At 59.0% G+C, this 10,919-nt stretch carries 12 protein-coding genes; 8 read left to right on the top strand and 4 right to left on the bottom strand.

Translation table 11 applies throughout. From position 1 onward, the window contains the following. Window positions 1-14 precede the first annotated feature (14 nt). The 6 genes from ROO76_21985 (at window position 15) to ROO76_22010 (ending at window position 6,130) form a co-directional block, all read left to right on the top strand. Window positions 15-605, top strand: coding sequence for a hypothetical protein (locus tag ROO76_21985; GenBank protein MDT8070841.1), 591 nt, complete (start codon window positions 15-17; stop codon window positions 603-605). A 197-nt stretch (window positions 606-802) separates the two neighbouring features. Next, entirely contained in the window at window positions 803-3,205 is a 2,403-nt protein-coding gene (locus ROO76_21990) for a S53 family peptidase (GenBank protein MDT8070842.1), read from the top strand. A gap of 221 nt (window positions 3,206-3,426) precedes the next feature. Further along, window positions 3,427-3,801: a hypothetical protein gene (locus ROO76_21995; protein MDT8070843.1), complete on the top strand. Its 375-nt coding sequence runs from the start codon at window positions 3,427-3,429 to the stop codon at window positions 3,799-3,801. Then, window positions 3,746-4,510, top strand: coding sequence for an ATP-binding cassette domain-containing protein (locus tag ROO76_22000; protein ID MDT8070844.1), 765 nt, complete (start codon window positions 3,746-3,748; stop codon window positions 4,508-4,510). The genes ROO76_21995 and ROO76_22000 overlap by 56 nt, the downstream gene beginning before the upstream one ends. A gap of 98 nt (window positions 4,511-4,608) precedes the next feature. Continuing rightward, on the top strand, window positions 4,609-5,247 hold the full coding sequence (locus ROO76_22005; protein ID MDT8070845.1) for an ABC transporter permease: 639 nt from the start codon (window positions 4,609-4,611) through the stop codon (window positions 5,245-5,247). 1 nt (window position 5,248) lies between these two features. Then, window positions 5,249-6,130, top strand: a complete 882-nt coding sequence (locus ROO76_22010; GenBank protein MDT8070846.1) for a glycine betaine ABC transporter substrate-binding protein — start codon at window positions 5,249-5,251, stop codon at window positions 6,128-6,130. Between the two features lie 75 nt (window positions 6,131-6,205). Here ROO76_22010 and ROO76_22015 read toward each other — a convergent pair whose 3' ends face one another. Further along, entirely contained in the window at window positions 6,206-6,463 is a 258-nt protein-coding gene (locus ROO76_22015) for a zf-HC2 domain-containing protein (GenBank protein MDT8070847.1), read from the bottom strand. Then, complete coding sequence (locus ROO76_22020) at window positions 6,460-7,095, bottom strand: sigma-70 family RNA polymerase sigma factor (protein ID MDT8070848.1); 636 nt, start codon at window positions 7,093-7,095, stop codon at window positions 6,460-6,462. The genes ROO76_22015 and ROO76_22020 overlap by 4 nt, the downstream gene beginning before the upstream one ends. Window positions 7,096-7,335: 240 nt before the next feature. Here ROO76_22020 and ROO76_22025 point away from each other — a divergent pair, with 240 nt between their 5' ends. Together ROO76_22025 and ROO76_22030 are read left to right on the top strand one after the other, a co-directional pair. Beyond that, the gene (locus ROO76_22025; GenBank protein MDT8070849.1) at window positions 7,336-7,776 is read left to right on the top strand and encodes a hypothetical protein; all 441 of its coding nucleotides are present in this window, start codon (window positions 7,336-7,338) and stop codon (window positions 7,774-7,776) included. 359 nt (window positions 7,777-8,135) lie between these two features. Beyond that, window positions 8,136-9,041 (top strand): hypothetical protein, encoded by a 906-nt coding sequence (locus ROO76_22030; protein ID MDT8070850.1) that lies wholly within the window; start codon window positions 8,136-8,138, stop codon window positions 9,039-9,041. 22 nt (window positions 9,042-9,063) lie between these two features. On the opposite strand, the gene ROO76_22035 is transcribed toward ROO76_22030, so the two are convergent. Both ROO76_22035 and ROO76_22040 read right to left on the bottom strand, forming a co-directional pair. Beyond that, complete coding sequence (locus ROO76_22035; GenBank protein MDT8070851.1) at window positions 9,064-10,077, bottom strand: hypothetical protein; 1,014 nt, start codon at window positions 10,075-10,077, stop codon at window positions 9,064-9,066. A gap of 491 nt (window positions 10,078-10,568) precedes the next feature. Continuing rightward, window positions 10,569-10,919: very short patch repair endonuclease (locus ROO76_22040; protein MDT8070852.1), on the bottom strand; the 351-nt coding region annotated here is incomplete at its 5' end.

Genomic DNA, 10,919 nt, shown 5'->3' on the forward strand with positions numbered 1-10,919 from the left:
GTTGGAGGGAAGTTTTGAGAAAGATCACTTTTCTTGCGGTACTGACCCTGGGACTCATGGCAGGACTCGCCCAGGCGCAGCAGCTCGATATCGCGTTCGGGGCCAGCGCAGTCACCAGTCCCAGCAACTTGAGTTCACCAAGTTTTTCGCCCCAGATCATCGGCGGCGGCACATTCCTCGGCTTCAGCGGCGATGTCCTTCTGAAGCATCAACTCGGTGTGCAGGGCGAAGTCAATTGGCGCGCCAAGCAGAACCTTTGGGGCGGCTACCAGCCATTTCGCCCCATCTTCTATGATGTCAATGGCATCTGGGCGCCCCGATTCGGCAACCGCGCAGGTGCGGAAATTATGGCTGGCTTCGGTGGTGAGAGCGTTCGCTTCTATACCCCGTACTACAATTGCTCTTTCACTGGTTGCACCGACTACCAGAGCAGTAATCATTTGTTGCTCCATGTCGGCGGCGGACTGAAGTTTTATGTGACGCACTCCGTCTTTATTCGGCCAGAGGTCCACGCCTACTTCGTACGCCACAACTATGAGTTCACCAGTCCGAACGTCTTCCGCGAAGGCATTTCGATCGGATACACGTTCCGGCCTGAGGATTGAGTTTCACGTTTTCCTGGCTCAGCCCCCGCAAGAAGCGGGGGCTAAGTTCTAGCTGGAGGACTTGGTCGTGCGTAACGTGACAGGTACGTCAGCCGAATTTTAGGCTCATACCAGCAACTTGCATGCCAGATTTGTGTTATCAACAGTTAATTTCCAGTCTCTCGAAATCGATTTTTTGAGCCCGCGCGAAAGGGTTTATGCGACACCTGAGATTCACCCCATTCCTTGCCCTGCTGCTGTTCTTGAGCAATTCGCTATTCGCAACGCAGGTAACTCGCGACCGCATCACCGGCCCGATCGACAACTCCAGGATTGCAACTCTGAAGGGGAACGTCTCTCCTCGCATAAGTTTAGGCGTCGACCAGGGAGCCGTCCCTGCGTCCTTTACCGTCCAGCACATGCTGATCTCCTTCAAGCGCACTGCCCAGCAGGAGAACGATCTTGCGACGTTGTTGGGCGAACTTCAGAACCCGGCCTCGCCCAAGTTTCACCAGTGGCTCACGCCTGAACAGTTTGCCGATCAATTCGGTCTCAGCGCCGGAGACTACGCCAAGGTCGTCGACTGGCTGAAATCGCGCGGCTTTACTGTCAGTGAAATCGCCCGCAGCCGCACCTGGATCGCTTTCGACGGCAGCGCTGCACAGGTCAGCGCAGCGTTTCACACGCAAATCCACCAGTACGAGATCAACGGCAAGCTGCGTTACGCGAACGCCACTGAACCCTCCATTCCCTCTGCTCTCGTGAATGTGGTCGCCGGCGTGCGGATACATAACTTCAAGCCCCGCGCACGTTCCCGCCGGTTACAGCCGAAGTTCACCTCGACCCAGTCCGGCTATCATTTCCTCGCGCCCGATGACTTCGCCACCATCTACGACCTGCACGGACTCTACAACGCGGGAATCGACGGCACCGGCCAGAAGATCGCCGTCATGGGCCAGACCAAGGTCGATTACAGCAACGTAACCACTTTCCGCCAGTTGTCCGGCTTGCCCGCCAAATCTGTCACCGATGTCATTACCAGCGGTAGTGCCATTTCCAATTCGAGTGACCTCGACGAAGCCTATCTCGACATCGAGTGGGCCGGAGCTGTCGCTAAGAACGCGCAGATTATTTACGTGCACACTGACGGGCAGAACACCAGCGGCGCCTTCGATTCGCTCAACTACGCCATCGACCATGATCTGGCGCCGGTCATCAGCATCAGCTACGGCGATTGCGAACCGAACTTCGCTGCCAGCGACCTGACTACCATCGCCGGGTGGCTTCAGCAGGCCAACGCGCAGGGCCAGACTGTCGTGACGCCCTCCGGCGACGACGGCGCCGCCGACTGCGATTATCCAGCCACATCTTCGGCATCTGTGACCAGCGCAACTCACGGCCTCGCCGTTGACGTCCCCGCGAGTTTCCCCTATAGCACCGCCGTCGGTGGAACCACCTTCAATGAAGGCTCGGGCGATTACTGGAACACCACCAACAACTCCGTTTACGGAACAGCGAAATCCTATATCCCCGAAGTCGTCTGGAACGATACCCTCTCCGACTTGAGTAACGGTGGAACCAGCTTCGCGGCGAGCGGCGGCGGTAAGAGCATTCTCTTCACCAAGCCCAGTTGGCAGACCGGCCCCGGCGTTCCATCGGACGACGTCCGCTGGGTCCCTGACGTAGCCATGGCAGCGTCGGTCGATCATGACGGTTATCTCACGTGCACGCCTGGATATTGCGTGAACCCGACGAACTTCCCCGACGGCTGGCGCGATGCCAATAACACCAACCTCTCGGTAGTCGGCGGAACCTCCGCCGGTGTCCCCACCTTTGCCGGTATCGTTGCCCTTATCAATCAGAAGACCGGACAGCGTCAGGGAAATATCAATCCGGCGTTGTACTCGCTGGCGAGCACGAACCCATCCGCTTTCCACGACATCACTTCCGGCGACAACAAGGTTCCCTGCACCACCGGAACCAGGGATTGCCCGTCCGGCGGCACCATTGGCTATACGGCCGGCACCGGCTATGACGCCACCACCGGTCTCGGATCGCCGGACGCCTCAGCCCTCGTCAACAATTGGGCCGATCCAGCTCCGGCCGCCGACTTCACGATCCTCAACACGTCGCCGAACCTGACGATCCCTCACGGGACTACCGGCACGGCATCACTCAATTTCTATGCCGAGAACGGCTTCACCGGTGCCGTAAATCTCACCTGCTCGGTCTCCTCCAGCCTCGGCACATCGACTTGTTCTTTAAAGAACTCCGGCGGCAACACCATAACCTCGGTTACGCCCAACGCTGCCGTTACGGTTTCCATTGCGGCCAGTTCGCAGCTAGCCAGTAACCGTTCGCCTCATCTGCCGTTCGCCCTGGGGACAACATTCGCCGCCCTCTTCGGAAGCGTCTTCGTCGTCGGCAAGAACTCGCGCAAACGCTGGATGATTCTCTCCACACTTGCCATTCTCGTCCTGCTCGTCACGATGGTGGCCTGCGGCGGTGGTTCAAGTTCCGGCGGAAACGGCAACACTGGCCCAGTGATCGGCGCCGTGACCGTGCATGCCACCAACGGCACCATCACGCACAGCTCGGTGATCAACGTCACCGTGAACTAAACAGTTCTCTTCTCTCACTCGGGAGCCTGAATTAGGCTCCCTTTCTTTTTTCGGTGCCCCACATCTACGCGTTTTTCGCAGATGTGGGTCTTTATTCCTTCAATCGCACGATGCCCGATTCTCCATTCGTCTCAGTCCCTCCTGTAACCGTCCCTACGACGTATGTCGGATTCCCTCGCTTGCATAAAGGAGGTAAGTCTTAGCTGAATGGAAGTACTTTCATGCGTCTTGATTACATTTCTTGTTGTCTTACCATCGGTTCCACGGTCCTCATCGGCAAACGGCACTGGCAGGGCTGGCTCGTCGCCGCCGCCAACAGCGTCATCATCTGCTACATCGGCCTCCAGACCGAGCAAACCGGCTTCATCCCCGCAAACCTCTTCTGCCTGGGCATCTACGGCTACAACGTATATCAGTGGCGCGTGGCAAAACCTGCGCAGTCGCAACCCGTCGCCGCCTCTGGTACCCTGATGCGACGCGCCACGCGTCATCGCAGCGCGCGGGATTCGGCCTCGCGCCGAAAGCACCAGCCGTCAAGCCATGCCCGACCATTCCGCGATCGAATTCGTCCACGTGAGTTATCGGCTCGAGAGTAGCCGCGAACTCCTCTTCGATCTCAATCTCTCGATCGCGCCCGGCGAAGTCTTCATGCTGCTGGGTCGCAGCGGCTCGGGCAAAACCACTTCGCTGAAACTCATCAATCGGCTGCTCAAGCCTACCGAAGGCGAAGTCCACGTCGAAGGCATGCCCACGACGCTCTGGGATCCGATAGTGCTGCGCCGAAAAATAGGCTACGCCATCCAGGAAGTCGGCCTTTTTCCGCACTACACCGTCGAACAGAACATCGCTCTTGTCCCCCGACTCGAGCGCTGGCCGAAAGAGAAAGTCGCCGCACGGGTGCGCGAAGTAATGGCTCTCGTCGATCTTCCACCCGGCTTCCTCACTCGCTATCCCGATCAACTCTCCGGCGGCCAGCGTCAACGTGTCGGCCTCGCCCGCGCACTCGCGGCCGACCCGCCCATCCTGCTCATGGACGAACCCTTCGGTGCGCTCGATCCGCTGAGCCGTACCCAATTACAAAAAGAATTTCAGCAGCTTCAACAGCGCCTCAAGAAGACCGTCGTCTTCGTAACTCACGACGTCGGCGAAGCCCTGCTGCTCGGCGACCGTATCGCGCTCCTTCAGGAAGGCCGCCTGCTCACCGTGCAGCCACCAAAGGAATTTCTCGCGACCAGCGATCCGACCGCGAGATCATACGTAGACGCTTTCAGGGCCGGGTACAAAGTTTTCGAGAGTCAGTTTTGAAGGAGAGTCAGTTTTGAAGGGGCACGGCTTCAGCCGTGCCGTTGAAGCGTCAGAGGCATCGGGGCTTTAGCCCCTAGGTCGGCCCTGAAAGAACTCCAATGAACTTCTTTCAATTCCTTGCCAGGCATCGACTCGAAGTCGCCACCCTCATCTGGGAGCACCTGTGGCTCGTCGGCATGTCGATGCTGCTCGCCGTCGCCATCGGTGTCCCGCTCGGAATTTTATTAACGCGAAAGCCCGGCTGGAAAACCCTGATCCTCGGTACAAACAACGTCATCCAGACCATCCCCAGTCTCGCCCTTTTCGGCCTCTTGCTGCCGCTTCCCTGGCTCGGCGTTCGTGCCGATCGCCTCACCATCACCGCGCTCACTCTTTACGCGCTGCTCCCCATCGTTCGCAACACTTACACCGGCATCAGCGGTATCGATGCTCCCGTCCGGGAATCCGCTCTCGCCATGGGCATGGACTCCCGCCAGATCCTCCTCCAGGTCGAACTCCCTCTCGCCGCCCCTGTGATCCTCGCCGGCGTGCGTGTCGCCACCGTCATCACCATCGGCGTCGCAACCATCGCTGCCGCCATTGGCGCCGGGGGTCTCGGCGAATTCATCTTCCGCGGACTCTCCATGGTCGATAACAACGTCATCCTCGCTGGAGCTATCCCGGCCGCGCTCATGGCGCTCGCCGCCGACGGAGCCTTGGGCCTGGTCCAGCGCGCCCTCCAGCGCCCGCGCCACTGATATGGACCGTCGCGCCTTCCTCTTCAGCATCGCCGGCCTCTCGCTCGCCGCCTGTACCTCGCGCAAAAACCAGGTCTCCATCGGCTCCAAGAATTTCACCGAGCAACTCATCCTCGGCGAGATGCTCGCTCAGACGATCGAGCATTACGCGCATCTCCCCATCGAGCGCCGCTTCTATCTCGCCGGGACCTACATTTGCCAGCAGGCCATCCTCGCCGGACGCGTCGATATGTACGTCGAGTACACCGGCACCGCCCTTACCGCCATCCTCAAGCAACCTCCGCAGTCCAACCGCGCCAATGTCTTCGACATCGTGAAGCGGCTCTATCGTCAAAGGTTCAATCTCGACGTCCTGCCCTCGCTCGGCTTCGACAACAGTTTCGCCATGGTTATGCGCGCCGACGAAGCGCATCAATACAACTTGCGCACGCTCTCCGACCTCGCCGCCGTCGCGCCGCACATGCGCATGGGCGTCGGTTACGAATTCCTCGAACGTCCCGACGGCTACCAGGGCCTCGTCAAGACCTATGGACTTCGTTTCGCCGAACCACCGCGCGTCATGGATCTCGGCCTGCTCTATCGCGCACTCGAGGCCAGGCAGGTAGACATCGTCGCCGGTTCAAATACTGACGGCCTCATTGCGGCACTCGGCTGCGTCGTCCTCGAAGACGACAAACATTACTTTCCGCCATACGAAGCCGTGCCCATCGTTCGCCCGCAAACCCTGCAACTACACCCGCAAGTTCGCACAGCGCTCAACGCCCTCACCGGGCGCATCACCGCCGAAGACATGCGGCACCTGAATTACGCTGTGGATGGTGAAAAGAAGGATGCGGCGCAGGTTGTCGCCGAATTTCTGCGCCAACGCAACCTGCTTACGTAACTCGACGGGTGTGTCTTTCAATCGTCAATGAGAAAACTGTCAATCACAACGAGGAGCGCCTCTCCCCAAACACCTTCACGAATTTCGCCGAATTTCCTCAAACTCCTGCTGCAACCGCTCTCGCCACCGCTGTCCGAATCCCGCTGGCAACTCAAACCGCTTCTCGTCCGCGATCAGCACCAGCACGTTATGCGTGCTGTCCAGCAGCAGAGCGCAGTGTTGGCACTGCTCCAGGTGGGCGTCGATCAGCGACCGCAACGCCGGCGTCACATCTCCATCCAGGTAGTTGGAAATCTCCCGCCGAACCTCCGCGCAACTCAAGCTGATCTTCATCGTGCCCTCCCCGCCTTCTGGGGTTTCTGCAACAGGCTGTGTTCCACAAAGTAGTCGCGCAGCATCAGCCGCGCCCGCAACAGTCGAACCTTCACATTCGCTTCCGTAATGTTCAGCGCCTTCGACGTCTCCGCAATGCTCAGCCCATTCATGTCCCGCAGGATCAGCACCTCTCTGTATCGCTCGCCAAGCGACGCCACCGCCGCCCCGAGATGCGCCCTCATCTCCTGCCTCTCCAATGTCTCCGACGGAATCTCCCGCCAGTCGGCGATTTGCAGCGGCGTGTAGTCCCCTTCTTCTTCCTCGGGTTGCAGATCGTCCAGCAAAACCTCGCGATTTCGCCGCAACCGCATCCGGGCTTCATTCACCGTTATGCTGAAAACCCACGTCGAAAACTTGCAGTCTCCGCGAAAGCTCTTCAGGTTGCGAAACGCCTTGAGGATCGCCTCCTGCGCAACCTCTTCCGCATCGGCCTCGGCCCGCACGATATCCAGCGCCGTGAAGTACAGTCGCCGCTCGATCGGCGCGACAAGCTCGTAAAACAGCTCAAGCTCGCCCGCGAGAACCCGATCGATCAGTTCCCGCTCGCGCAGCGCGGCACCCGCATCCTCTTTTTCAACGGCCTTCGCCAAGACTCGCTCCAGACAGATGGGCCCTGTCGCAAAGATGTCCGCCAGCACAGAAAGTTACAGTTCTCGTTAAGAAAACGTCATCCCGAGCGAGCGAGGGGTCCCGCGCGTTTTCTCCAGCCCGGGAAACCCGAGTCGAGGGACCGGTATTTTCCCGCGAACGGACGAACCTTCGTGCCCCACAAATCCTCAAATTTGTAACTTTCTCCCTCCCCACACATCTCAACCACGTCGAGGTGTACTTTGCCGTCCCAATCAGTAACCGAACCAAACCAGGAAACCGCTATCGCTGAAGACCACTCCTCCGAGCGAACCCCGATCCTGCTCTCCATTACATCTGTGGCTGGCGGAATCATCCAGGGGGCCTGCGCCATCCTCGTCGCCAGCAGTACGGCAAAGATTTTTCTCGGAATCGCCGCTCTTGCCGCCGCCCTCAAGACCTCCGAACTTCACGCCAACATCGTCCGACTCCCACTCATGGCCATTTCCACCATCCTCGCCCTCATCACGCTCGTCGTACTCTGGAACGCGCACCGCCTGCGCAATCTCCCCTCCGCTCGCTGGCGCAAACGCGCCCTCACCGCTCGCCAGAAAGCCGGCTTTGCCTTCAGCTTTGCGGCTTCCGTCCTTACCCTCGTGCTGGTCATAGCCGAGGCCACGATTCACCCATTCTTCAGCCACTAGCCCCACCGGGCATATTGGACGGCACTGGTCCCGAATGCCGCAGGGACACTCGCGATTTCGAGCTTGCACCCCCCTGGGTCTCGATCTAAGAACGGCTTGGGACGAGGGGTTCCGGAGGGCTGCCAGGTTCCGCCACCCTGCTCAATGCACCTCTCCCGATGGGGTTAAGGCCCGGATATTGGCCTATTTCGCGCCCCGGAACACTGTTTATAGCCTTGACATCAGGCCGGATGGGGGTACCATATATACATCACCTCCGATCCGCTTCAGGATCGAATGGGCTTGTGGTCAAGGAAACGTCACCGCTCCTTGGCGACAGGCCCATTTTAATTTTCTATACTCCGAATCGGAGTCTACCCATGCATCACCCCAGGTTCCCTCGACTCGTCCTCGCGATCCTTCTTCTCTGTTTCCTTCCTCTCCGGGCCCAGGAACCCGGTGCCTACGAGAAAGAGTCGCTCCGAGTTCTCTTCATCGGCAACAGCTACACGTACTTCAATAATCTGCCCGAGATGTTCGCCCGGCTGGCCGAAGCTGGCCATCAGAAAAAGATCGTCTACGAGATGCAGGCTCGCGGCGGTCTCAGCCTGAAGGATCACTGGAATCGCACCGCAACCCGCAACGCCCTCGCAAATGAAAAGTGGGATTATGTCGTCCTGCAGGATCAAAGCACCCTCGGAAACAATTTCTACTTCGAAGGCAAGCGCCGAATCTTCTCCGACGAACTGTTCCATACCTACGCGGTGGATTTCGCAAACGCAATCAAGGACGCCGGAGCCATCCCCGTCTTCTACCTGACATGGGCGAGCAAGACAGTCCCCGAGAATCAGGCCGCCCTGAACGCCGCTTACATGCGCGTAACTCGCGAAACCAAGGGCATTGTCTCCCCCGTCGGAATCGCATGGGCCGAAGTCGAAAAAGAAGAGCCATCCATCAATCTCTTCTATCGCGACAGCTCCCACCCATCTCCCGCCGGAACCTATCTCAGCGCATGCGTCTTCTACGCCACGCTCTTCGGACGCAGCCCTGTCGGCCTGCCCTCTCGGCTCAGCGTCGGTCCTGTGAACCTCTATCCCGGGACCCCATCTCCCGGCAAGAACGCCGTGCTCATCGACCTCCCACCCGCGCAAGCTCGCAAACTTCAGCAGGCTGCATGGGATGCATCCGTCTACGTCCGCCTCCACGGCACCGACATCCCGACGACTCTGCCCCCAGCACCTGCCGTGCCCGCAACGCCGCCCGGGGAAGACCATGGGCGCGAGTAACCAAACTTTCCTGCAGCACCCCCTAGTTTTGCTCTCGTTTTATTTCAACGAGTTGCGGAAATTTTCCCTGAAGATCTATGTGGGCCATTGGGTTAGATCCCAAAATACAGTGCGCGTAGGAGATAGCGTCGGTTTTTGAGGTGTCATCCCGAGCGCAGCGACGTGAGTCGCGGAGTCGAAGGACCGTTTGTTTCTCTTCGGTGGCATCGACCTGGCGTCGCGCGTGCGCGCGACTCGGGGGAAATTTGGGCGGTGCGCTTTCCCCGCAGTCACCTGCGGGGCTACTTTCTCGAACCGAATCGAGAGCCGTGCTTGTTTGCGGGATCGGTGAGTTCGAAAGGGTCGTGGCTTCGGCCGGGGAAACACAAGGTCCTTCGGCTCCGCGCGATACAGCCGCGCTGCGCTCAGGATGACAAGGTTGGGTGGTGTCGATCGGGAGAGATGCAGGTCCCTCGACTACGTCGCTGAGCGACTCCGCTCGGGATGACGAGTCGGTTTGTTGTGCGACCTCAGGTTTATTGGGGACGAGGCGGTCGCCGACGCGGTGGTAGCCGGGGACTTTGGGGAGTTTGCGGCAGTTGCGGGGAGAGAGGCAGTCGTCGCGTTTGGGGCAAGCGGCGCATTTTTCTTTGGCGGGGCGCATGGCTCGGGCGCGTTCCATTTCCAGTTCGTTATCGAGTTCGGGGCACTCGCGGACGGAGCCGCTGTGACCGAGGCCGAAGGCGGAGATCTTGGCCTGGAGGACGAGTTGAAGTGAATACAGGAGAGCGGTGCCCATTTTGATGGGGATGCGCTGGTCGATGAGGGCGTGCTGGATTTCCATGATCGAGAGCAGGATGGCTTCGGGGCCGTCGAGGAGCGGGAGTTCGATACCGCTATTTTTGCCCATGCCGATGGGGCCGCTGAGTCGGATGCGGCGCTGGTCTCGGCGCTGCCACTGGTAGTGGAAGTAGCAGAGCGTGTGATGGCGAAGGGCCGGGGAGCCGCATTTGATGCCGTTGGTTTTGATATGAGAACAGAGACGAAGTGTGGGCATGGAGAACTCCTTGGGTGCCGGGTACCAGGTACCGGGTACCGGGGATGAAGGCAAAGGGCAGAGGGCAAAGGGCAGAACGAAGAGCCCAAAGAACTAGTCGAAAGCGGAAAGCCAAGGGTCGAGAGTCAAAAGTCGAAGGCTAAGAGTCAAAGGCTACGGGCGAAGAGTGAAGACGAGAGAGGACAGGCCCAAGACGGGGTCTTGGGTGGGCGTCGGCCGCGGCCTGTACCGCAGCGACGAGTCGGGATGAGAAAGAGCGGAAATTCAAATGCCCCACCCTCTCGCCAACTATGGGCGAGAAGGGTAGGGCACAAAAGCTTGCGGCGCCCGCTAGGGGCGCCGCTCGATGGACTGTGTCCAGAACAATTGTACAACGTGGGGTCAAGGGTGTCGGTGGTCGGAGATGGGGAAACCTTTCGGCGAGTTCCAAAATGGGAATTTGGTTCGGATGGAGTGAACGCAAAGGTTCGGCCACCCTTTTCCGTTTGAACTTAAGTAGCTTCTATAAAGTTTCTGAGCTTCTCAGTTAGCCGTTCGACACGGCGCGTTTCGCATTCCCAAATCGTCAACACCCGCCAACCATTTCTCCTAAGTTGCTTCCGAACACGCCGATCACGTTTTCGATTGCCCTCAATCTTGGATAGCCAGAATTCGACATTCGAGGAAGGTGTAGTGCCGCGTTTACAGCGATGGCCATGCCAAAAACATCCGTTCACAAACATCACGCAATGCAGACTCCGAAGAACAATATCGGGCTTTCCAGGCAAGTCTGTCGTATGAAGACGATAGCGGTACCCGAGGCTAAACAGAAGACGGCGAACTGCAATTTCCGGAGCAGTGTT

It is taken from the genome of Terriglobia bacterium (genome assembly GCA_032252755.1).
Classification (GTDB): domain Bacteria; phylum Acidobacteriota; class Terriglobia; order Terriglobales; family Acidobacteriaceae; genus JAVUPY01.

What these genes read in the sequence shown, in the direction of transcription:
- ROO76_21990 (MDT8070842.1), top strand. Translation starts at nt 803, where the DNA reads ATGCGACACCTGAGATTCACCCCATTCCTTGCCCTGCTGCTGTTCTTG.
- ROO76_21995 (MDT8070843.1), top strand. Translation starts at nt 3,427, where the DNA reads ATGCGTCTTGATTACATTTCTTGTTGTCTTACCATCGGTTCCACGGTC.
- ROO76_22000 (MDT8070844.1), top strand. Translation starts at nt 3,746, where the DNA reads ATGCCCGACCATTCCGCGATCGAATTCGTCCACGTGAGTTATCGGCTC.
- ROO76_22005 (MDT8070845.1), top strand. Translation starts at nt 4,609, where the DNA reads ATGAACTTCTTTCAATTCCTTGCCAGGCATCGACTCGAAGTCGCCACC.
- ROO76_22010 (MDT8070846.1), top strand. Translation starts at nt 5,249, where the DNA reads ATGGACCGTCGCGCCTTCCTCTTCAGCATCGCCGGCCTCTCGCTCGCC.
- ROO76_22015 (MDT8070847.1), bottom strand. Translation starts at nt 6,463, where the DNA reads ATGAAGATCAGCTTGAGTTGCGCGGAGGTTCGGCGGGAGATTTCCAAC.
- ROO76_22030 (MDT8070850.1), top strand. Translation starts at nt 8,136, where the DNA reads ATGCATCACCCCAGGTTCCCTCGACTCGTCCTCGCGATCCTTCTTCTC.
- ROO76_22035 (MDT8070851.1), bottom strand. Translation starts at nt 10,077, where the DNA reads ATGCCCACACTTCGTCTCTGTTCTCATATCAAAACCAACGGCATCAAA.